The organism is Hymenobacter montanus (assembly GCF_014699115.1).
Classification (GTDB): domain Bacteria; phylum Bacteroidota; class Bacteroidia; order Cytophagales; family Hymenobacteraceae; genus Hymenobacter; species Hymenobacter montanus.
On sequence record NZ_JACXAD010000021.1, the window covers coordinates 49,029 to 72,893 of the forward strand.

The 23,865-nt window shown below is 59.1% G+C and carries 14 protein-coding genes; 5 read left to right on the top strand and 9 right to left on the bottom strand.

Going from position 1 to position 23,865, the window contains the following annotated elements; genetic code table 11:
* Positions 1-8 precede the first annotated feature (8 nt).
* The 9 genes from IC235_RS17020 to IC235_RS17060 all read right to left on the bottom strand — a co-directional run bounded on the left by IC235_RS17020 (position 9) and on the right by IC235_RS17060 (position 15,244).
* A complete protein-coding gene (locus IC235_RS17020) occupies positions 9-392 on the bottom strand; it encodes a hypothetical protein (protein WP_191006400.1) in 384 nt (127 codons plus the stop codon).
* Positions 392-1,801, bottom strand: a complete 1,410-nt coding sequence (locus IC235_RS17025; RefSeq protein ID WP_191006401.1) for a hypothetical protein — start codon at positions 1,799-1,801, stop codon at positions 392-394. Before IC235_RS17025 ends, IC235_RS17020 begins: the two co-directional genes overlap by 1 nt.
* An 11-nt stretch (positions 1,802-1,812) precedes the next feature.
* Positions 1,813-2,163, bottom strand: coding sequence for an immunity protein Imm33 domain-containing protein (locus tag IC235_RS17030; protein ID WP_191006402.1), 351 nt, complete (start codon positions 2,161-2,163; stop codon positions 1,813-1,815).
* A complete protein-coding gene (locus tag IC235_RS17035; protein WP_191006403.1) occupies positions 2,153-3,538 on the bottom strand; it encodes a hypothetical protein in 1,386 nt (461 codons plus the stop codon). The genes IC235_RS17030 and IC235_RS17035 overlap by 11 nt, the downstream gene beginning before the upstream one ends.
* 263 nt (positions 3,539-3,801) lie before the next feature.
* Entirely contained in the window at positions 3,802-4,296 is a 495-nt protein-coding gene (locus IC235_RS17040; RefSeq protein WP_191006404.1) for a hypothetical protein, read from the bottom strand.
* A 46-nt stretch (positions 4,297-4,342) separates the two neighbouring features.
* Positions 4,343-9,196, bottom strand: a complete 4,854-nt coding sequence (locus tag IC235_RS17045; RefSeq protein ID WP_191006405.1) for a DUF6443 domain-containing protein — start codon at positions 9,194-9,196, stop codon at positions 4,343-4,345.
* Positions 9,197-9,256: 60 nt separating this feature from the next.
* Positions 9,257-9,943 (bottom strand): hypothetical protein, encoded by a 687-nt coding sequence (locus tag IC235_RS17050; protein ID WP_191006406.1) that lies wholly within the window; start codon positions 9,941-9,943, stop codon positions 9,257-9,259.
* Between the two features lie 763 nt (positions 9,944-10,706).
* Positions 10,707-13,949 carry a PD40 domain-containing protein gene (locus IC235_RS17055; protein WP_191006407.1) on the bottom strand — a complete coding sequence of 1,081 codons (3,243 nt, stop codon included), beginning with the start codon at positions 13,947-13,949 and terminating at the stop codon, positions 10,707-10,709.
* A 218-nt stretch (positions 13,950-14,167) separates the two neighbouring features.
* Positions 14,168-15,244, bottom strand: coding sequence for an NAD(P)/FAD-dependent oxidoreductase (locus tag IC235_RS17060; protein WP_191006408.1), 1,077 nt, complete (start codon positions 15,242-15,244; stop codon positions 14,168-14,170).
* Between the two features lie 277 nt (positions 15,245-15,521).
* Here IC235_RS17060 and IC235_RS17065 point away from each other — a divergent pair, with 277 nt between their 5' ends.
* The 5 genes from IC235_RS17065 to IC235_RS17085 all read left to right on the top strand — a co-directional run bounded on the left by IC235_RS17065 (position 15,522) and on the right by IC235_RS17085 (position 23,846).
* Positions 15,522-16,166 carry an MBL fold metallo-hydrolase gene (locus IC235_RS17065; protein WP_191006409.1) on the top strand — a complete coding sequence of 215 codons (645 nt, stop codon included), beginning with the start codon at positions 15,522-15,524 and terminating at the stop codon, positions 16,164-16,166.
* Between the two features lie 97 nt (positions 16,167-16,263).
* The gene (locus IC235_RS17070) at positions 16,264-16,980 is read left to right on the top strand and encodes a CDP-alcohol phosphatidyltransferase family protein (protein ID WP_191006410.1); all 717 of its coding nucleotides are present in this window, start codon (positions 16,264-16,266) and stop codon (positions 16,978-16,980) included.
* Between the two features lie 162 nt (positions 16,981-17,142).
* On the top strand, positions 17,143-21,150 hold the full coding sequence (gene porU / locus IC235_RS17075) for a type IX secretion system sortase PorU (protein WP_191006411.1): 4,008 nt from the start codon (positions 17,143-17,145) through the stop codon (positions 21,148-21,150).
* 49 nt (positions 21,151-21,199) lie between these two features.
* Positions 21,200-22,423, top strand: a complete 1,224-nt coding sequence (porV, locus tag IC235_RS17080; protein WP_191006412.1) for a type IX secretion system outer membrane channel protein PorV — start codon at positions 21,200-21,202, stop codon at positions 22,421-22,423.
* 130 nt (positions 22,424-22,553) lie between these two features.
* Positions 22,554-23,846, top strand: a complete 1,293-nt coding sequence (locus IC235_RS17085; protein WP_191006413.1) for a M16 family metallopeptidase — start codon at positions 22,554-22,556, stop codon at positions 23,844-23,846.
* The last annotated feature ends 19 nt before the right edge of the window (positions 23,847-23,865 follow it).

The window sequence follows — 23,865 nt, forward strand, 5'->3', positions numbered from 1 at the left end:
CATGAGGCCTACTCTAATAAATTAACAATCACTTTTTCTGCAAGTATTTCCAGATATACGTCTTCGCAAAAATGCATATAGAAGCAACACCTTCCTTGTGAATCGAAATCTTGCAACGTGTTTTTAAGTTCTATTCTCCCTTTGTAGAAATTGTCCAAAGTTAATGGGCCATTGAAATTAAAGCACATGTTCATTTTAACTATTTCCGCATTCGTCAAAACAATTTCTAGGTTAGAATCATCCCGGCTAAGAAGAGAAATTTTTAGCTCATCTCTTATCATCGAGATACCTACACAATCAAAATCATTGTGTAGATCAATGTTAAAGCCGGGAAAGCTTATGTTCAGAACGCTTTCAAAAAAAGGGGTTGGTGTAAGGTCAATTGATTTCATTATTGTTTCTCAAGATATTTTCTTACCAGTCTCACATCCTGTTTCGTCATAGCTTGCGCTGCATTCACACCTTTAGTCATAGGTGACATACTTTTTTGTACACCATTAACAAAATTCCGCTGATATTTCTGTAGATGAGGTGTGGGGACATTGCCATGGGTTTTTCCAGCTAAATCATATCTAGTTTGGCCCTCTACTGTTTTAATTGTAACGGAGTTTTTTCCACCATTAGCTCTGTCTTTTACATTATTAGCCTGTTCTTTAACCGATGGTGCTTGTCCATTAGAAGCCCTACTCGCGTTATAGCGTCCATTGTGGTCGTTGTTGAGCAAGTTACTCATGCCGTTAGCAGCCGTATTGGCGCCGTGAGCCGCAACGGCTGCGCCCCCGGCCGCTACGGCAAACCCCGCCACGGCCCCCACACCGGTTTCCGCCAGGGCCACCCCACCCACGGCCCCGGTGGTGGCTACCACGGCCCCCTCCCCCATCTGCCAAATCCCTTGCGCGACACTGGCCAAATCGCCGACGGTCTGGCCCGCGTGTGCCGCCGGAGTGTACGCCGCCACACGCGGCACCCCATTGCCAACCGACTGATTGCCCCCAGGTAAGGTCGTCGCATTCGACACCACGGCGTTCACGAAAGCATTGGTAAAGTCGGCTACCGCGATGAGCGCGCCCCCAATGCCTTCGCCCGGATAGCGCCCGTTGGGGTCATTGAAGCGCACAGCGTTATCATAGCTAAAGGCATAGGGCGACAAGGCTTCCTGGCCGTTCTCCACCTCGGGGTCCACCCCGGGCAGGCGGTCAATTTGCGCGTCGAACATGCGCCAGTCGAGCTGGGTCCAGTTCAGGCCCAGATCCGCCTGGAACTCCTTGCCATTCCACCGGTACTGGTTCAGCGGCTTCAGCCCCGGTGTCTCGCGCGTGAGCCCGGCCAGTTCCAGCCCCGTGGGGTCGTACTGCGTCTCCTGCACTTGCAGCCCTTGGCGGTGCTCGACGGTGACATCATCAAAGAAGACATCGACGTTGCTCTCATTGCTCACATAGGCGCTCACGTACCCGTCCTGCGGCACCACCACCTGCAAGCGCAGCGACTCATAGTTATTCAACGCCGCCGCACTCAACTGCTGAGTCTGCTGGCTCACCAGGTTGCTATCCGCGTCAAACACGAGCAAGCGCACGTACCCCCGGGGCACGCCCCCACTCAGCTGCGGCACCGCCGCCAAGCCCGCCGCCACGCCCACTTGCAGCAGCGGCAGACCGCTGCGACGAACGCCGTCGGGCGGCTTCGGCTGGCTGGGTGAGGGCTGCAAGAGCCCGGTCAGAAACGAAGCCAGCGAAAACCAGAAGTTGTGCGCCTGCGCGTAGAGCCCTGGTGCGGTCACGGTCACCGTATCGCCCCGCTGCACGGCCAACTGCGTTAAAGACTTAGCAATTTTTCCTCATACCATACATCCTCATAATCATGAGGAGCTACAAGAAATCGCCATCCAGGCGGTAACGCTAAATACTTTGCGATACGTGGTAAGATTTCTGTGATATGACTAAGGTGAAATGGCAGAAAGAAATCAGGGTCATCTGAGAATTCCTCACCTCCCCAAATATACCATCCAGAAGTATCACCTTCTATTGGATGACGTAAGCCATTCAATGGCATCACTCCAGCCAATGCCCCCTTGCTAATTCCAATTTTTAACTCGGAGTCAACTGCATAGTACTCCGTGTTGTACTTTAGACAAATAAGTTTCTGCTCTTCTGTATTAAAATCCATGTGCTTTCTTCTGTGTTCTAGAATATTGTGACATTTCGGCTCCTTGCTTATCTGAGCAGCTTTTGCATTGTGGTTGCACAGAGTTAACATCACGCATCTTTACTTTATCTATCTTACCAGTTGTGTAATGCTCTTGTACAAGCGGAGTTTTGTGGTCTGCTATCATTCTTTCGCCCTCGATGCCACAACTTACACAAGGTTTTCCTTGAACGGCAGCACGCTGGGCACGTGTAACGGAATAATTAGGCCGCTTATAGGCGGCAGTTGCAACTTGGGGTACCGCTTTTACTTGCTGCACAACTGCAGCCGTTCCCGCTTTACCAGCCGTTTGCTCTAACAGTTTGCCTTCTGAACCACCGCCTGCTAACGATATAGTAACATTGAATACATCCCATGCAGCGGATTTAAGTTCTTGCAGAGGGGCTTCTCGTGGTACTTTCCGTGTTTCCACGTCCACGGCCGTCCCCGCACTGTTCTCCACAAAGTTCTGCTGGTACTTGTAGGGTGTGTTCAATGTTGCAGCCCACGAGAGGGCCACTAAATTGACAACGGACATACCTACGCCAAAGAACCCCCGAGCAACAAAATCATCGGGTAAGCCGCCACCACCGCCTGGGTTCCGTCCGTTCGGATCGTTGAAGCGCACGGCATTATCGAAGTTGAAAACATAGGGGGACATACTTTCCTGCCCATTCTCCACTTCCGGGTCCACGCTCATCCAAACCGGGCCACGAGCCAAGTCAATAAAGCGCCAGTCCTGGTGGTTCCAGTTCAGGCCCAGGTCCGTTTGGAACTCTTTGCCATTGAACTTGTACTGGTTCAGCGGCTTCAACCCTGGCGTCTGGCGCGTGAGCCCGGCCAGTTCCAGCCCCGTGGGGTCGTACTGGGTTTCCTGTACCTGCAGTCCTTGGCGATGCTCAATGGTAACATCATCAAAGAAGACATCGACGTTGCTCTCATTGCCCACATAGGCACTCACGTACCCGTCCTGCGGCACCACCACCTGCAAGCGCAGCGACTCGTAGTTGTTCAACGCCGCCGCGCTCAACTGCTGGGTCTGCTGGCTCACCAGGTTGCTATCCACGTCAAAGACGAGCAGGCGCACGTACCCCCGGGGTACGCCCCCACTCAGCTGCGGCACCGCGGCCAAGCCCGCCGCCACGCCCACTTGCAGCAGCGGCAGTCCCCCGCGACGCACCCCGTCGGGCGGCGTCGGCTGGCTGGGCGAGGGCTGCAAGAGCCCGGTCAGGAACGAAGCCAGCGAGAACCAGAAGTTGTGCTGCACGGCCTGCGGGTAGAGCCCTGGGGCCGTCACGGTTACCGTATCGCCCCGCTGCACGGCTAGCTGCTTCAACGGGCCCAGCGGCTGGGGCACCGTTTACTCAAGTGAAATCAGAAAGTCAAAGAACAAAAAACGGCGTGTTCAGTCAAATGTGATTCGTGCTTCTATAGCAAATGTGCTGTGAGAGCCGTTTGCACTCAGGTCAGGTTTTAATTTGTTACCTACCTTTCCTGATCCACTGGAATTGCTTGCATAAAGCGCATACTGGGTTTGGTAGAAGTAGCCCAACACCTCGGCCCCGGTAGCGGCCAAAAAGGAGAGTGCCCATGTGATATATTTTGCCTGTAAATATCATTCTAGCTATGCTTGTTAAATCTGAAAAACATCTTCTTAGCAAGATGCCTAGTCGACTGAGACAACCACTTAGAGGACATCACATACGATAATAAATCGCTGATTTCCGAATCAAAAGTAAAGCAATTTAGCCAACTTATAGAAAGTTTTACCCAATAATCACTTTGCATTCCAAGTGCAGCTGAAATGATGTATTTTAAGGGAAAGCTATAAGCTATTTCTGCTGACATATTTTTACTCTCTAATTTTTTTTTAACTATAGAAATAAAGTTTTCGCATCCTAACTCTAGAAAAGGAAAAAAAGGGATGACATTAGTATTTTGATGAGCAGAGAATAGCTTTTTATTAGCAATAACACACCACACTCCAGTGTGAGACAAAATGATTTTCCTATCGAACATATCTAATATTTCTACCCCCTTCAACGCATAGAATTCATCAGAGTGATTAAAATCCCATTTGTCACTATAGTCGCTATTGCCCAAGTCAGTTTCCATTTGACACACAATTGGTGAGAGATACAAGGTATATATACTTTTTTAATTACCATGCAGTATGGTCTACTGTTTTGCCAGTTTTTGTTTCCATGTAGCTTTTAAACTGCTGCCTTATGTCAGGAGTCCAATTTGGTCCGTAATGTCCACTGTTCTCAGAAGTGCTAATGCCAGTGGGTGTTCGCGACATTATGCCTCCTACCAAATTATTAGGTTCAGCCCCAATAGCTTTTCCTAACTTTTGATGAGGCGATGCACTTCCTTTCGTATTACCGGCAGCGAATCTATTGTTGCTGTGGTCAAAAACGAATTCTGTTGAGCCTTTAGGCATACCAACTTCAGGCCGTGCTTTGGGGTTGTAACTATTAAATGCTTTAACAGATTTCACCCTATCGCTTACTTCGAATACACCTGCAACAGGGCCACTTCCTTTGAGACTCGGTCGCGTAGTCGCAGTGGTTCCTTCTCCTGCTTCATTTACTCTTGATGATATTCCTGGAACGTTTCCTGAGCGGGAATATAGGTTAGATGCTAGCTCATATCCTTTCCCCATCTGTATAACAGCTGCGATGACCACATCACCAACCGTTTTAGCGTCCCCACCATATGCCGCGTACGCTACTCCATTTGCGGCGCTATTTGAAACGGGCGTGTCCCATACGTTTGTAGCGTAGTTAATAACCGCCGTCGCTACCGTTCTCAGGTTTGCCGCCGGGTTAGTATTAGGGGCAGGAACCCCTTGGCGTCCATCGGCATCGGCATACCGGATAGGATTATCATAATTAAAGACATAAGGCGACATCGTTTCCTGCCCGTTCTCGACTTCGGGGTCCACGCTGAGCCAGACCGGGCCGCGGGCTACGTCAATGAAGCGCCAGTCTTGATGGTTCCAGTTTAGGCCCAGGTCCGCCTGAAATTCCTTGCCATTGAACTTGTACTGGTTCAGCGGCTTCAGCCCTGGGGTGGTGCCCGTCACGCCTGCTAGTTCCAGCCCCGTGGGGTCGTACTGGGTTTCCTGCGCCTGCAGTCCTTGCCGATGCTCGACGGTGACATCATCAAAGAAGACATCGACGTTGCTCTCGTTGCCCACATAGGCACTCACGTACCCGTCCTGCGGCACCACCACCTGTAAGCGCAGCGACTCGTAGTTATTCAACGCCGCCGCGCTTAACTGCTGGGTCTGCTGACTCACCAGGTTGCTGTCGGCGTCAAACACGAGCAGCCGCACGTAACCCCGCGGCACGCCGCCACTCAGCTGCGGCACCGCCGCTAAGCCCGCCGCCACGCCCACCTGCAACAGGGGCAAGCCTCCACGACGTACCCCCTCGGGCGGCGTCGGCTGGCTGGGTGAAGGCTGCAAGAGCCCGGTCAGGAACGAAGCTAAGGAGAACCAGAAGTTGTGTTGCACCGCCTGCGGGTAGAGCCCCGGCGCCGTCACGCTCACCGTATCGCCCCGCTGCACGGCTAGCTGCTTCAATGGGCCCAGCGGCTGGGGCGTGCTGCCCCCCGCGTTGAGCCGAGCTGCGTACTGGCCCGAGCGGGCACGCGCCCCTACTGGCTGGGCCACGGGCGGGCTGACCGAGAGCGAGTCGAACTGCCGCCGCTCTCGCTCCGCCTCGCCTGGCTCCAGACCGGCCACGTACGTGCGCACCTGCCCCAAGCGGTAAGCCAGGCGCAAGTTGCCCAGGTGGTCCTTGAGCGTGAACTCCCGCTCGTAACGCACCTGCCCGCTGCTGGGGCTCACCCAGCGCAGCACGCGCCCTTCAGCGTGGGGGAAGAAACGCAGGCTGTCCTGCTCGTACTGGTACGGTCCTAAGTAGTCCGTCCGCTGCATGGGCTGGCCCGTCTGGTACACCAGCTTGGCCACTTTCTGCCCCGCCGCCGAGTAGCGGAACACCAGCGAGTCCGCCCCCTGCCCGAAGTGAATGCGCTCCGGCAGGCTCAGGTGGTTGTAGGCAATGCCACTGATGCCCTTGTTGCGGTCCTGCGTCAGGCTCCCGTTGGCATCATACACATACTCCTCGCCCAGGCGCGTGCCGCCCTCCTGGAAGTCCCCCGCCAGCGAGCTCGGCGCTCCCTCATAGCCCCGCGGGCGCGGCAACTGGTTGCTCGTGACCTGGTCGTCAACGGCCAACAACCGGTTGCCCGCATAGCGGTACGTGAGTGCATCCACCGGCCCATACTGCGCCGGAGTCGTGCGCGTGGCCCCCGCCAGCAGCCCCCGCCGCCGCAGTGTGGCCAGGTTGCCGTTGTCGTCGTAGCTGACAAAGCTGAGCCGATAGCGGTCTTCCTCCGCCCGCCACGCTCCGTTCAGGCTGCCGCTGCCACCCGTGCGGGCCACGAAGTCGCCCTGCCAGAGGCGGTTGAGCGGGTCGTAGACGTAGCCGTAGGCCCGCTGCACGCCATCGCGCCCCCGCCAGGTCTGCCCCGTCAGGTTCCCGGTGTATTGCTCATAGCCTTGGGTGAAGCCCCGCTCGTAGTGCAGGCTCAGGCTGAACAGGTCCCCTGGGTCCGGCGCATAGGGGTTGTTCACGCTCGTCAGCCAGCCGCGAATGTTGTAGGCGTAGTCCACCGCTTGCCGCAGCCGACCCGTGCCCACGGTCTTCGTCAGCGACTGCCCCAACTCATTGTAGCCCAAGCTCGCCAGCGGGGTGGGGTGGGCCTCGCCGGGCAGTTGCTGACGCGTGTTCACCAGCCGCCCCGTGTGGTCGTAGCTGAAGAACTCAGCTACTTGCACGGGGGCGTGGTTCGGCCCCTGGTGCACGCTCACGCTTTGCAGGGGCTGGCCCGTGAAATTCAGGCGGGTGGTGACCAGGTCGAGCCCACCCCGGGCGTTGGTGCTTTGCACCTGCACGGGGCGAGCGCGCTCGTCGTAGAAGGTCGTCGTCGTCAGCCACGCTCCCGCCTGCGTCCCCTCCACGCCCAGCACCCGGGTCTTGGTGCGGGTCACCAGGCCCGTGGTGCGCAGTACGTCCGCCACCGGGGCCGTGCCCGCCGGGAACTGCCCGTCCAGGCTCGGGTCGTAGGCCACGTCGGCCGTGCCCTGGGCGTCCTGGTCGAAGTTATAGTCGTCGTAATAGGTAACGGAGAGCACCTGCCCGGGCCCGAAGCCCTGCTGGCCCAGGCGCGGGAAGGCCTGGTCGGTGGTGTAGAAGTGGGCATAGGCACTGCCATTGCTCGTGCGCTGCTCGTACTGCTGGGCCGTCTCAGGGGTGGCGTCGGCCTGCGCCTGCAGCGTCTCCCGGTCCACGGCCTGGGCGTGGATCACCAGGCCGGTGAGCACGACTCGGCCCAGCGCGTCGTACTTGCTCCAGCTCCACTCCCGCCGCCCCCGCTGGGCCGCGTCCTGGCTCAGCACCGGCCGGTCCAGCTGGTCATACACCACCCACGTCTCCCCCGCCGTGCCCGGCACCTGCTTGGCGATTTGCCGACCGCGGCCGTCGAAGCGGTAGTGGAACAGGAAGGGCGCGGCGCTGGCCGGCAACGGGGCCGGCCGGTTGCCCAGGGCCAGCACGCGCTTAGTGGCCTCGGGCTGGAGTACGTAGCGCTGATGGCCGAAGTCGTCGTAGCCATACGCCGTGCGCAGCCAGCGCGAGCGCAGGCTGGCCCCGCTGCCGGTGCGGGCCCCTTCCACCTGCCGCAGCACGGGCTGCCCGAGCTGATCTTTCCACTCGATCGTGGCGTAGCCCCCGCCCCCGGGCCCGGTCTGCTCGTCGGTGGTGTGCACGCCCCACAGCTCGCCCGGGGCATAGTAGCCCTGGTAGCCGGGGTCGCGGTCCTGGGCCTCGTAGCCCGGAACAAAGCGCGGCACCGAGTCCTGAGCCGTGTTCGGCCGCTCCAGCCGCTGTTGGGCGTGGCCGCTGGTCAGCTGCCAGCCCTCGCCGGGCGCGGCTTGGGCCAGCACCCGGTTCAGGGGCGAGGGCTCGAACAGGGTCTCGGCATAGGCCACGCCCGTGCGGGCCACCCCCCGCGTCGGGTCGGTGGCCGGCAGCGGGCCCAGCGGGCCGGGCAGGTAGAAGGCCTGCTGCTGAGCCAGGGGCCGGGGGTGATAGCCCTGGGCCGTGGCCTGGGCCGTGGCCTGGGCCGGGTCGGCCGGGTAGGGCAGGTACTGGCGGGGCTCGCGGCCCAGCCCGTCGTAGGCCTGGGGCTGGACCAAATCCCGCCGCTGGGGCGAGGCTTGGTGCTGCACCGTCTGCACGGGCCGCCCCAGCCCGTCGAGGTACACCGTGCGCATGGCCACCGAGTCCACCGGGGCCCGCGGCACCCGACTCGAGTCGGTCAGCGCCTCGCGCGGGGTCCACGTGCGCACGAAGTTCACGTCGGCCAGGGGCCGGGCCGTCGCGTCGGGGGCGGGCGGGGGCGTAACCAGCGCCTCGTGCTGGTTGGCGTCGTCAGGGCGGTTGCGGGCCAGCGGGATGTAGGGCAGCAGGTCGGCATAGACTATTACCGAGTAGAGCTCGGTCGGGGCCAGGGCCCCGTCGGTGAACCAGCGGTTGTGCTCGGCCCGGCGGTAGAAGCCCTGCTCGGCGGCCGTGGCCGCTTCCCAGCGCCTGCTGGCCAGCGTATCGCCGGGCAGGTTCACCCATAGCCCGGCCACCCGCCGCTGCCACTGGTAGCGGTACACCTGCCGCGCGGCCGAGGGGCCCACGTCCAGCACGAGCGGGCCCCCGGCCTGGTAGCGGGCCGTGTCGACCCGCTCCGGCGCCCGCTGCCAGCGCACGTCGGCGTCGCTCAGCCGCGCCTGCCCCGGGCCTTGATAGAGGCGCTCGAGGCTGGCGAAGTCCAGCCGGTTGTCCTGCACGCCCAGGGTAGCGGCCAGGCCCGTGGCCCCGCCCAGCTCCTCGACCCCGGTCAGCTCGTTGGCCGCCAGCGTGAGCAGGCGCAGGGCCGGGCGGGTGAGCACAGCCGCCGGCAGCGTGCCCGAGAGGCGGTTGCCGTGCAGGGTCAGGTGGAACAGGGTGCTCTAGGCCCCAAGCGTGGCGGGCAGCGCCCCGCTGAGGCGGTTATTGCTCAGGTAGAGATAATTGAGCTGGGTCAATTGCCCCAGCTCGGCCGGCAGGGGCCCGCTGAACTGGTTGTCGCTTTCATTGGTGATCGCCAGATTGACCAGGCCCACGAGCGGTCGCAGCGAGCCAGTGAAGCGGTTGTGGGCCAGGTCCAGGTAGTTGAGCCGCGTGCACTGGCTCAGGGCGGCGGGCAGGTCCCCGCTGAGTTCGTTATAGGACAGGTTCAGGTTGGCCAGGGCCGTGAGCCCGCCCCAGGGCTCGGGCAGCGGGCCGGTGAGCTGGTTGTGGCTCAGCTGGAGCAGCTCCAGCTGGGTGAGCCGGCTCAGGTCGGCCGGCAGGGGCCCGCGCAGGCCGTTGTTATTCAGCACGAGCTGGGTCACATCGCCCTCGCTGACCGTCACCCCGTACCAGGTGGCAGCTTGGGCCAGGGTGGTGCCCGTGAGCCAGTTGGTGCGGGTGGTCCATCGCGGGCCAGCGGTGGCGTGGTAGAGCTGGCGCAGCACCCGCAGCTCCGTGGTGTCAGCCACCTGACCCTGCCCCGGCGGCACGGTTTGGGCCCGGGTGCCCAGGGCCGCGACTAGCGCCAATAAAACAACCAGCGCCAAGCGCCGACCGACGCGCAAGAAAGGATAGAAGACAGCCATAACGATCAACGAAGGAAGCCGGGCGAAGGAGCGAAAGAGAGTTGGCCGGCGCTTCGAATGGTCGATCATCGACCCCGGGCTTGTTGGCTCGGGCGAAGTCAGAAAGCAACATTGCCCAAGCGGAACTCCGGCTAAGATGACCGCAAGATAAGATGCCTATTAATCTTTCTTAGAATAATTTACATTGTTAAGAGTTAAAGCTTAAGCTTTACCTTATTTAATGATATGATAATAAGTGATATAGTATAGAGCAAATTCATCATATGCTTTGTATTTGCTTTCAATTAGCAAGCGGTTATTTGCTGCTGTCCTGTTTCGCCCCTTGCCTCGATGGGGTTCTCGACCCTGTCTCCATTCAGCGCGGATTGGGCAAGTCCGTTGGTATAGGTAAAGTATTATGGAATAGTACTGGCGTGCGTCTGCGCCACGCGACTGCTGGCGCCTGGTTTCGCGTTTGTGACGTGAGCAGTGCCTGAGACCCGTTGCCGCGGGCGGGACGTTACAGACGCGCCCAACGCCACTCCCTCCAGAGGATGTAGGAAAGAGCAGATTATCTGCTATTCTTACTTAGTGGGCTTATAGAGCAGTTGTTCGCTTCAATAACGGTTCAGCTAAGACCTATTTCTGAGAATAGGACGACTATAGACCTGCAAGCCGAAGCAGATGGTACTGAAATATTTTTTAAAAAATACGCTGAGAAATATTCTCGAAGAATATTTCTCAAAACAGAAGACCCCACCCCTAACGGCTGTGCGCGTGAAATCTAAAAGTCGTAGCCCAGCGAGAAGTAAAACTTCGGGCCTTTGGTGACGTAATCTTGCTGGCCCCAAGCTACATCGACCTTGCCGTAGAAGCCCAGCAAGGTGGTACGGGCCCCCACGCCGTAGCCAATAAGAAACGGGTTACGGAAGTTGGTCACCGTGGCCGAGAAGTAATTGCCAGGGGGAAAAACCGGCTGAGTGTTGGCCGAATTGTCGGTGCTGAAAGGATTGTTGCCCGAATAAGCAGTGCCCGCATCAGCAAAGCCGGTGAGCTGCAGGTTGCGGAAGAAGCCTGAATAGATGGGCTTACGGGAGAAATACTGGATAATGGGAATGCGTAGCTCGCTATTAAACAGTAAGTAGTGTGGCCCAGTGCGGGCACTGTAGTCAAAGCCCCGGAGGTTGGTGACAAATTCCTGGTTAAATATCTGGTCGGGAGCCGTATAGCCTTTTAGAAAGCGGCCTCCTTCGTACCCAGCGTTAAACCAGTTGTCCATGCCCCCCATTCGGAAGACCTGGGGCCGCGGCCCGAAGAAGTGGCCGTAGCTAGCCCGGTTGGCCCAGATGATCGAGCGGCTGACTTTCTGGTAGTGCCGGAGGTCAACGATAAACTTATTGAAGCTGTACTGATTGTCCTTCAGGCTACGCTGACTCATAAAGCTGGCCTTCAGGCGGGTACCACTTACCATGTTAACTCCACTGGCAATGCTGTTGTCAAATACGAGCTCTCCGGTGTAGCCGAGATAATTGCGGCTCTCATCCTCTTCGGTAGAGGTGTCGCCGAGCCGGGTGCGGGAGATGGTAGTGAAACGGGGCCCGCCACGTACGCTAAGGTTGTGCGTGAGCGGGTACGCGATGGTAGGCGCTACTTCGTGGCGGCCGTAGCGGTAGCCGTTCGAGTTGATGTCGAAGAAGTACGCTTGCTTCTGGTAAGAAATGCTCCAGTCGTAGCGCCGGGTGAGGTTGGTATAGGCTACGCGGATGTTGCTCGTACGTAAGTCAAACAAGCCAAATAAGCTCGCGTCGATGCGCTGGTTTTCCAGTACGTCGGTCAGGGTGGCTTTGAGTTGCAGGCCCAGGCCCAGCAACGGATCCACGTACACCGAGGTCGACACGTTGTCAGCCATGAAGCGCGTATCATACCGGAAAGGGCCGGTGAGTTGGGCCGCGTTGGCTTGTGCCGCCTGAGCGGCCACCGAAGCCGCGGTGGGAGTGAGGCGCTTTCGCTTAGTCGGCGCCGGTTGTACTGGCGCGTCTTCTTCAAACTGATAGTCGCTGGTGTTTACCGTGCTGCTGGCTTTGCCGGGCTCACGCCGCTGGGGCGGGCGCGTAGCCGTCGAATCGGCAGGGGCCAGGGTATCGGCCAGCGCGACAGCCGGCGCGGGCGCCGGCTTGGCCGTAGTGGCCGGAGCCAGGGACCGCTCTTCGAGGGTTTGCTGGCGGGCCGTTTTGGTGGGCGGCAGCGACGCGGGCAGCGGGTACTCGGGGTAGACGTACAGAATGTCGCGGGCCTGGGCTGGCGCGACAAACACCAGCGCGGAGGTCTGCGGACTGTAGTCAAAGTCCTGCGTATTGGGTAGCCAGTTGGTTAGGCGCGTGCGCTCTTTGGTTTTGAGCGAATACCGATACAGGGCCCGCACGCCGCTTTCTTCGCCGAGAAACAGAATTTCGTCGTCGGAAATAGCCCGGGGCCGGGTTTCGTTCGAAATGGTGCTTACCAGCGTCTCGACCGGGATGTCGCTCCCGTCGAGGTGGTACATGAATAAATCGTAGTTATTCACCACATTCTGGAACGTGGCCGGGCGGGCCCGCCCCGTCGAGTCGAGGTAGCGGTTAGAGCTGAAAACCAGGCCTCTTCCGCCGGGCAGAAACACGGGCTGCACATCATCGAACAAGTCGTTGGTCAGCTGCTCGACATTGCGGCTACCAGCCCGGAGTAAGTAGAGGTCATTCTGGCCATTGCGCACCGCGCTGAAGACCAAAGCCTTGCCATCCGGTGAATAGCTCATGCTCAAAATCTGGTCGTAGTTCGCAAACAGCGAAGTGGGCCGCGAAAACCGAATAGCCTCCTTTATCCGGCGCAGCAGGCCGCGGCCATCGGCATCGTGCAGGTGCAGGGCCATCTCGCCGTGGTTCATCTCGGCCACCGCCACCTGGGAGTTACCCCGCCAGGCTAACACCGGCAGTCGGGTTTCTATTTGCTGATCGGGCGTTTTATGGCCGCCGCGGCTTAAGGTGCGGCGGTGCGAGCCGTCGCGGTTTACCACCATTACACGGTAGCGGCCTTGCTCGTTTTGAGCATAAGCGACCAGCTGCCCGTTGGGGCTGATAATAGGTTGCGAAAACACGTCGGCGTGGCGATTACGGCCGCTCTGCCGGAATTTTTTGTCCGGCTCGACCAGCGTAGCCATGGGCTGGCCATTGAGCTCGCGGTAGTAAGTCAGCCAATCCTTAAGAAAAACCTTATAGGGTACGTTCAGCGACGAGCTGATGCCCACTTCTACGTCGCGGGTGATGCGCGTCAGGTTGAGGATGTTCTGAATGGTGGTGTAGCCGTAGCGCTCGGCCACGTAGTTCCAGATGCTCTGGCCGGCCAGGGTGGAGCTGCGGAGGAAGAAGGGGGCCGTCCGGCTGCCGGTGGGGTACTGCTTGCTCATGTCGCGCATGAACCCATCCATATCCACGCTCCAGCCCTCGGCCGCGTAGGCCGCCGCGCCCCCGATAAACCAATCGGGCAGCTGCAGCAGGTAGGTGCTCTGCAGCACTTCCTTCAAGGAGCCGCCGTACATCATGTCGTTGAGCAGTACTTCGGTAATCTGGGTGCTCAACTCCCGCTTGAAATCCGTTTCCTGGCCGCCGAAGGCAATCTGCACCTTGCTCATGCGGGCCAAGGGCGTTTCGCCGCCATTTATTTGCTGCTGCGTAGCCGTCAGGCCGATGTTGCTCTGCCGCAGGTCGCCCACCGAGTTGTAGAAGAGCAGCGTGGTTTTGGAATAAGGGTAGTAGCCAATGAGGGCCGTAATGCGCTGCAGCTCCTTCTCCGCGTATTCGGCGGCCCGGCGGGCACTGGCCTCGCCCCCGTCGTAATACATGACCGTAAAGTTCTGCGTATTGAACTGCTGCCACTGGAACTGCTTGTACTGAATGCGTACCCGTCCAAACGGCTCCTGGGCCGTTTGAGCCTGGGCCGTGGGGGTGAAGAAGCAAGGCAGCAGCAGGGCCAAGGCTCCCAGCGTGCGTTTCATGGATAAAAGAATAGTCATAGGATTAAGCAACGCGCAACAACGAAATTTAGTCCGCCCAAGGGCTAAAAAAATGTAGTTTCCGTAAAGGTTCCGCTTCGCTACGAAGCGACCTGTGGGTACTGAAGAGAAGGTGTTTACGGCGAAATGGTCGTCAAGCTACGTTTTGAGTGTGCAAACAAACTAGTGGCGCCAGCGAGCCGGTCTCAATAGTCCTTACTTCAAATTACGCCCGCCGGCCACAAGGCGTTGTATCGTTGCAGGCTGACTTCGGGCCAGATTTCAGCCCGGCCTTCCAGCCAGTCGGCCAGGAGCACGGCCATCCGGGGGGCCAGCATTACGCCTTTGGAGCCGTAGCCGCCGCAAAAGCTTAAAGCGGGCACCGCGGGATGGGGCCCGAGCAGCGGCCGCCGGTCGAGCACGGCGGGCCGAACCCCCGCCTGCTGCCCCACTACCCCGAAGGGTAGGTCGGTTATCACGGCCAGCCGAGCGGCCAGTTCCTCGCGGCCCTCCGCCGTGGGGCCCTCAGTAAACGGTGGCCTGCGGTACGTGGCACCCACCCGAAACCGCCCTGCCCCCATCGGTACCACGTAGGCACCCCGGTTGAGTACCTGCGCCGCGCTCAGCTCCGCGCAGTCCACATCGAGTACCTCTCCGTGGTTGGAGCTAAGGGGCAGCCAGTTGAAGTACGGGTTGCGCCCGGCCGCGGCCCCCTCACAGCAGATCACGTGGCGGGCCCGCACCTGCCCCGCGTAAACAGCGCCGGCTGGGCCGGTAACGAGGCGGGACCAGTCAAAAGTTTCGCGCCGCAGCCAGCCTTCGCGGGTGCCTTCGGCGGCCAGGGCGGCTAGTAGCGGGCGCACGGCCACGTGCCCCCCGTGTTGCAGCCAGGCCCCGCCAAACGGAGCATTTACCCCCGGCAGACCAGGGTTCGCCGTTGCGAAGCCGGCCACAAAGTTTTCCCAGGGGGTGTCGGCGCTGCGGGCCAGGACGGCATTTTGCTCTTCGATTGAGCTAAACAGCTTTAGAATAAGGGCTTCGCTGAAAAAGGACTGCCCGTAACGCTGTTCCAGCTCCCGATAGAAGGTGCCCGCAAAAGGCAGCAGGTCGGCCACCCGCCACGACAGCGCGAAGCGTTTCCCGGTTACCGGGTTCATCAGGCCGGCCGCTACGTTCGACGCGGAGTTGTCCTGGCCCGGGTCGTACACCAACACCGCGTGACCCCGTTGGCGCAGCACGTAGGCCAACGTGGCGCCCGCAATGCCGTGGCCCACTACCAGAAAATCACAGTTAGTCATGGCCGGCAAGGTAGGAATGCCCTGCTGAATGAGCCATGAGCCAACCAGATTATAGCGTTTCTGCAGTCCGTATCCAAAGCCCCGCCGGGGCAACTTCACGGGGCCCTATTCATCTGGCAGGTGATACTGAGCCACATCCAGAGTAAGCTTTTGGGTCGTTAGGGCGAAGCCGGATAGACGCGTTCTACTCTCAGCATGCCTAAGGAGGTGGCAAGCCTTCAGGTCGCATTAAGTGCGGTGTCGTACCTTTCCGACTGGTTTAGAAGCTTTGTTCTGTATGACTGTCGCTGGATTTACCTTCAACGCTTTTTCCGAAAACACCTACTTGTTGGTTGACGGCGCCACGCGGCAGTGCGCCATTGTAGATCCAGGCTGCTATACGGTGGCTGAGCAGCAGGCCCTGCGGCGGCATATCGAGGCCAATGACTTGCAGGTGGCCCTGCTGCTGAACACCCACGCCCACGTCGACCACGTCCTGGGAAACCAGTTTGTGCTGACTACCTGGCCCGGTACCCCATTTCTGCTGCATCGGCTCGACTTGCCTACCCTGCGGGCGGTGCCGGCTTACGCGCCCAGCTACGGCTTCCCGCAGTACCAGCCCGCCGAACCCACCGGCGAACTCGTGGCCGGCCAGCCCGTGCGCTTCGGCACGACCGAGCTGGAAGTCCGCTTCACGCCGGGCCACGCGCCGGGCCACGTCGTGTTCTACCACGCGCCCACTGCCACGGTTATTGGGGGCGACGTGCTGTTTCAGCGCAGCATCGGCCGAACCGATTTGCCCGGCGGCAACTACGCCACCCTCCTGCATAGCATTGAAACGGAATTGATGACCCTGCCCGACGCTACCACGGTGTACCCTGGCCACGGCCCAGCCACTACTATCGGGGAGGAGCGCCACGGTAACCCTTTTTTAATTGGCTGATGCGCGAGCAAGCGCCAGGGTGACGAAGTTGTTGTTACAGCACGCCGTTATTTTATAATAGTCCCTCGACCAACCCTATTATTTCCTTCCTTCACTCTTGAAAAGACATCTGCCCAACGCCCTCACCTGCCTGAACCTGTTCTGTGGCTGCCTGGCTTTGACCAACATCTTTGCTGGGCGGCTGGAGGTGGGAGCATGGCTGGTGGCGGCGGCAGCCGTGGCCGATTTTGCCGATGGTCTGGTGGCCCGGGCTCTGCGCGTGTCGTCGGCCATTGGCAAAGACCTGGATTCGTTGGCTGACATGGTATCGTTTGGCGTGGTGCCGGGAGCAATCTTATTCAAGCTGCTGCAAATGGGGCTGCCCACCGCCGAAAGCGGGTGGGAGTGGGGGATCATGGTGCAGTACGGGCCCTACCTGGGATTTGTCGTTAGCATCTTCTCGGCTTTGCGACTGGCCAAATTCAACAACGATACCCGGCAGACCACTTCTTTCATCGGGCTGCCCACGCCAGCGTGCACGCTGGTAGTGGCCTCGCTGCCGCTCATCCTGGCCTACGACCAGTTTGGATTGGCAAGCTTCCTCCTCAACCCTTGGCTGCTGCTGGGCCTGGCGGGGCTGCTTTCGGGACTGCTCGTGGCGGAACTGCCACTATTTGCTTTGAAATTTAAGACCTTACGATGGGCTGATAACCGACAGCGGTTTCTATTTTTGCTGTTGACGGCCGGACTGCTGCTTGCGCTGCGGGCCGCCGCCGTGCCGCTCGTGGTGCTGCTCTACGTGCTGCTGTCGGTACCAAAAGCGGCAGCTCGGTAGTTAATTCAACTCCGCAACCACAACTGCCCGACGATAACAATAAATAGAGTGTTTGCTAGTTAAGAGCCTACCACCGGGTGAACCTGACGGGCAGTACCGCTGTTGCGAAGCCACCACGGAGCAGATCGCAGACTAGCACAGGCGTCAATCAAGATAATGCGTATGCGTCTTTTTTTTCTTTTCATTGCTTTTGCGGGGATAATCACGGGCGCTACTACCCCGGCCCGCGCCCAGTCGGGTGAGCCGGGCGTGGCGCATGGCATCATCAAGTGGGGCGGATACGCCCAGGTACCTACGCTGGGCGCCCGTAAGCAAAAAGTGCCGACCTTCGACGAAGCTCATCAGGCGCTGGACGATCAAGTGGGTTGGTTTAGCCTGCGGCTGAACGGCCGGGTGACCGAGGGCGAACTAACTAATCTGGTGTACGAGCCCTTCTCGGAGGCCGATGCCAAGCTGTTCAACGTGGGCCAACTGCCAACCGGGCCCGAGCCTAAACTCAGCTCCGGCAGGGAGATGAAGCAGGTTGTAACGCACCTGAGTTTGCGCCCGGTACGCCGTAGCCCCCAAACCGGCCAGCCCGAACGCCTGGTTTCGTTCGATTACCGCTACGCGCCGACTTCTGAGGTGGTGGCAGCCCGGGGCACGGGCACGGCGGCCCGCAACCACGCGCCCCATTCGGTACTGGCTACCGGCCAATGGTTTAAGATGGGTGTGGCCGAAAGTGGCATCTACAAGCTCGACAAGGAAGCCTTGCGCAATATGGGTCTTAACCCCCAGGAAATCAATCCGAACAACCTGCACGTGTACGGCAATTCCATGGGGATCCTGCCCCAGGCCAATAGCGTGCCGCGCCCCGACGACCTGGCGGAGAACAATATTCTGCTGGTGGGCAATGGCAATAACGTCTTCGAGGACAACGAGTACTTCTTGTTTTACTCCCCCGGTGCTCATACCTGGGTGGCGCAGGATGGCGTGTTCAAGCACCGCAACAATATTTATACCGACACCACTTATTACTTCGTGACGGTAAATAATACGGCGGGACTCCGCGTGCCGACGGCCCCGGCGCTGCTGCCGACCAGCCGCACCCCTACCATCAGCACCTTTACGTACCGCGATTTTTACGAACACGACCTGGCTAACCTTCTGCGTTCGGGGCGCAACTGGGTTGGCGAGTCTTTCAACCCCGGGCAACCGCGGGAGTTCGCTTTTACCAACATTCCCGACCTGGTAGCTAATGCCCCGATTCGAGTAACCTCGTCGCTGGTAGCCAACTCATCCCCCGCCAGCTCTTTCCAACTTAGCCTGAACGGGGCGGCTTTGGCCACGCAACCGTTGGACCCCCGCCCTAGGTACGATTTTGGTCCCATTGCTACCGTGAGTACCGTTACCAGCCAGTTGGCCCTTAGTAATCCGGGAGCCGATTTGCGGGTGGGTTTAACCTATAACAGCAGCGATCCTGGGGCCATTGGTTACCTGGACTATCTGGAAATCAACGCGCAGCGTCAGTTAAAGCTCCGCGGGGCGCAGCTGGAGTTTCGCTCCCTGGTTAATATTAATTCGACGGACCTCAACCGCTTCGTGGTGGATAACGCCACGGGGGCCGTGGTGTGGGACGTTACCAATCCGCGCCGGGCCGTGGCCCGCCCACTGGAGGGCGGGGCATTTATAGGCCTGTCCGACACGCTACGCGAATACGTGGCCTTCCAACCCAGCGGCAACTTCAGCCCCCCCCGCCCTTTTGGCCGGGTAGTCAACCAGGACTTGCACGCGCTCAACGGCGACCCCGGTGCGCTGATTGATTTAGTTATCGTGACGTACCCGCCGTTTAAGGCGGCGGCCTTGCGCCTGGCTGACCACCGCACCCGCCACGACAACCTGCGCGTGGCCGTGGCGACGACGACTGAAGTGTATAACGAGTTTAGCTCGGGCGGGCAGGACGTTACCGCCATTCGCGACCTGATGAAGCTGCTTTACGACCGTGCGCCGGCGGGCAAGCAAATGCAGCTCCTGCTGTTCGGCGATGCCTCGTTCGACTACAAGTCCGACCCCTACAATAACAAAAGTTTCGAGCCCCAGTGGTGGAAGGATGAACGGAAGCCATTCAAGTCCGACTCCGACTTCGATGCCTTCAACCAAAATTACGTGCCGACTTATGAGTCGCGGGAGTCGCTGGCCCCATTTTACGGGGGCGCGTTTGGCCAAGCCAGCTACTCCTCGGATGATTACTATGCCTTACTCGACGACGACGAAGGCGAATGGGAGGAACAAAACCCCGGCACCGAACTGCTCGACATTGGCGTGGGCCGCCTCCCGGTGCGCACGCCCAAGGGCCAGCCGGCGAACGACAATCAGGCCCAGCAAGTAGTTAAAAAGCTGATGGATTACGATGCCACGTCAGCCTATGGGAAATGGCGTAATCGCATCACACTGGTATCGGATGATGGCGACAACGATTTGTTTGTAGGGGGTGGATCGGAAAGGATGGCTCAAATTATCCAAACCAATCACCCAGTATATAATGTGCACAAAGTATACCTGGATCTGTACCCACAAGTGGCAGTATCGGCGGGCCAGCGCTCTCCCGAAACCAACCGCGCCATCGACCAGTCAATAGAACAGGGCTCGCTAATTGTCAACTACCTCGGGCACGGCGGACCAAAGGGCTGGGCCGACGAGCAAATCGTAACCAATGCCTCCGTGTTGGCCCTGCGCAACCCCAATAATTTTACTTTCTTCACCACTGGAACCTGCGATTTTAGCACCTACGACGACCCAAACTTCACCTCGGCGGGCGAGCAGTCCCTCACCGACAACCCAACCGGTGGGGCAATTGGCCTTTTTACCACCACCCGGGTAGTGGAAGCCAACCTTAACGCCGGCCTTAACCAAGCGTACTTCAACCGGGTGTTGAGGCCCGTGAACGGCCAGATGCCGAGCATCGGCACCGTGGTAATGCTGAGCAAGAACGATTATCCCGGGGCCGGCCAGCCTGGCGTAATCAACAACCGCAACTACGAGCTGCTGGCCGACCCCAGCATGACGCTGGCCTACCCGCGGCAAACGGTGCAGCTCGATAGTGTGCGCCAGCGCATCAGCGGCCAGTGGCAGTCTACCAACATCCTACAGGCCTTGGCCCGGATTCGGATTCACGGCCGCTTGCTGAACAATGGCGTCGAAAACACGGCTTTCACCGGCCGGGCTCAGGTTACCATCTTCGACAAGCCTACTACCGTGATGACCCTTGGCAACGAGGCAAGCCGCTACCCTGGCGACGCGCCGCGGCCGGTGGTGGTGCAGGAAAACGTGATTTACGGGGGGCAAGCGGAGGTAGTAAACGGACAGTTTAGTTTGGTATTCGTGGTGCCTAAGGACATCAACTACAACGTTGGGCTGGGCAAAATCAGCTTATACGCTTCCGACCCTACCCGTAAGATTGATGCGCAGGGCTACGAAATAAGAGAGGTGGGTGGTGCCGCAACCGATTTTTTAAGGGATACTACTCCCCCGGTCATCAACCTGTTTATGGACAATGAGTCGTTCGCTTATGGCGGTCTCACCGGGCAGGAAACCACGCTGCTGGCCAAGCTCAGCGACGAAAGTGGCATTAATACCACCGGCACGGGCATCGGCCACGACATTACGGCGGTACTCGACCGCGACCCCAGCAAGCTGATTGTGCTCAACGACAGCTACGAGTCGAACGTAGGCGATTTTACCTCGGGCCGCGTGAAAAACCTGTTCAAAGAGCTGCCTACTGGGCCGCACTCGTTGACCTTAAAAGCCTGGGACACCTATAACAACTCCGCCGAAAAGGAAATCGAGTTCGTCGTGGCCCGCAACGAAAAGCTGGCCCTCGATCACGTATTGAACTACCCCAATCCGTTTGCCAAGTCCACTACGTTTCTCTTCGATCATAACCAGGCGGGTAACGTACCCGACAACCTCGATGTCCAAGTGCAGATTTTCACCATAACCGGCCACTTGGTCCGAACCCTGACGGCCACCGTAGCGAGCACGGAGCCGCATCAGCGGAGCATTACGTGGAACGGCCGCGACGAATACGACGACCAACTGGCCCGCGGGGTATACGTTTATCGGCTGAGTGTTCGTTCACAGAACAACGGCAGTACGGCTTCGAAGTACGAAAAGCTCGTCATCCTCAATTAATCTGCTTTTATTTGCGCCCCGTTCGCGCATGGCTTTATTCCCCTCTTCTATGCAGTTTTCCTTTTCCCGTTCGCGCCTGACTCTGTGTGCTGGCTTATTGGCCATTGCCGGCACCGCTCAGGCGCAGCTTAATCAAGCTACCATCACGACGGCCGTCCCCATTCTTACCCTCAGCCCCGATGCGCGCGCCTCGGCGATGGGCGAGGCGGGAGTAGCCACCTCGCCCGACGCCAACGCAGTGTATTTCAACCCCGGTAAGCTCGGCTTTGTACCGTTCAAGTACTCCGCTTCGCTTTCGTATTCGCCCTGGTTGCGCAACATCACCGACGACATGAGCCTGTCGTACCTATCCGGCTACGCCAAAGTGGGGGAGCGCTCAGCTTTCGGGGCCTCGCTGATGTACTTTGACCTAGGCAAAATCGATTACCGCGACGGCGATAATCTCGAAATTGGTTCCTTCAACCCGAAGGAGTTTGCTATTACGGCTTCCTACGGCTTGCAGCTAACCGATAATTTCGGGGTTGGGGTTTCGGCGCGGTACATCCGCTCCAACTTGGTGGGGGCTTATAATAACAACGACGCGCAGTCTGGTAATGCCGCCGCCGTTGATCTGGGCGCTTACTATTCTAAAGATGCCACCATTGGCACCGGTTTGTACAACCTGGCCTTTGGCGCTTCTATCGCTAACATCGGCAACAAGATTGCGTATAGAGACCCCAAAAATCCGAGCTTCCTGCCGACTACGCTAAAGCTGGGCACGGCCATTACCCGGGAAATTGACCAATACAACAAGATCAGCGTAGTATTTGACGCTACTAAGCTGCTGGTTCCTTCGCCGTACTACAAGGAGGGCGCCTCTGCCAACGATCCGGACGTTAAGGCTAGAAACCTGGAGATTGCGGGTAAATCATTGCCCAGCGCCATCCTGGGCTCATTCAGCGATGCTCCGGGCGGGTTCAAAGAAGAGCTGCGGGAAATCAACCTCTCGGGAGGGCTGGAATACAACTACAACGACCTGTTGTACGTGCGCGGAGGGTATTTTTACGAGGCCCCCGACAAAGGCGACCGCCAGTACGCCAGCCTGGGCCTGGGCGTGCGCTACCAGGTATTTGGGCTCGATGGGACTTACTTGGTACCCACTGGCTCTAACTCGCAGAATAATCCCTTGGCTCAAACCATTCGGATATCGGTGCACTTCAACTTTAATAAACTGTCGGAGGCTTTCGATGAGCGAGGTGCCGGCGGCACCAGCGGCGAAGCGCCCACTAATTAACTGCTGACTAATTCGTTGCTACGCTGACTCGCGGAACGTCATGCCGAGACTTTTCGGCATGACGTTCTTGTTATGCATTTAGGCAATTCTGCCGGCAACCCACAGGCTTACGTAACCAGGAACTACCCCTATGCTCGACCGCACCGTCGCTCCCCCCGTTCAGCCGCTTGCCCGTGTTACCTTGCCAGCGGTGGCTGTACAGTCGCTTGCCAGCGGCGCCCGCCTGCACGTGCTGGCCAACGACGCCCAGCCCGTCGTGCGCCTGCAAGTGGTGATCCGAGCCGGCAAAATAGCCGAAAGCCGCCCCGGCCTCGCTTCGCTCACCGCCCGGATGCTGCTGGAGGGAACGACCACCCGCACCGCCCGTCAAATTGCCGATGAGGTTGCCTTCTACGGCGCCTCGCTGGAGTGCGACGCGGGCTTCGACCGCGCTACCCTCACCCTCTACTGCCTTACCCGGCACCTGCCCGCGCTGCTGCCCTTGGTGATCGACGTGCTCACTAACCCGGCTTTTCCAGTCGCTGAGCTGGAGCAGCTGAAAACCCGCACCATTCAAAACGTGCGGGTCGAGCGCCAGAAGACCAGCTTTCTGGCCTCGGAGCGGTTCAACGAGCGGCTGTTCGGGGCTCGCACGCCGTACGGCCGACCCTTCGACAGCGAGGCGTACCAGGCCCTGACGGCCGACGAAGCCCGGGCGTTTCACCAAGAGTTTTACGCCTTTAGCAACGCCGAAGTATTTCTGTGCGGCGATGTAGCGGCCGAGCAGGCCGCCGTGGCCGCCGCGTTCAGCAAGGGGGGCTCCGCCGCGCAACCGATTTTTCACGCTGCGCTGGTTACCAATGCAGCTGAGGAAGCCGTTGGCGCGGTTACCCACCGGGTGCCGGTGCCGGGCAGCCTGCAGGCTTCGGTGCGCATGGGCCGTGACTGGCCAAGTCCCACCCACGCCGAGGCCCACCGCCTCAAGCTGCTGGTGAACGTGCTGGGCGGCTATTTCGGCTCGCGCCTGATGCGCAACATCCGCGAAGAAAAAGGCCTGACTTACGGCATCTACGCCAGCGTGGCCCCGCGCGAATATGGTACCTCGCTCATAATCGGAACCGACGTAAAAGGCGAAAGCGCCGATTTAGCGGTGAGTGAAATTAAAAAAGAGTTGCGCCGCTTGCGGGAAGAGCTAATTCCCGCCGAGGAACTAGCCACGGTTAAAAATTACCTGCTGGGAAAGTTTGCCAATGAGCTGTCGACTGTTTTTGAGCAGTGCGATAAATACAAAAACACGGTTTTCTTCGGCTTACCGGCCGACCACTACACAACGTTCGTGCAGCAAACGGAAGCCGCCGACGCCAAGGCCTTGCGCGACCTGGCCGGAGAATACCTCGCGCCCGAATCCATGCAAATAGTGATTGCCGGCCCCGTTGGGGAATAGCGGCTGACGCGGTCTCGTC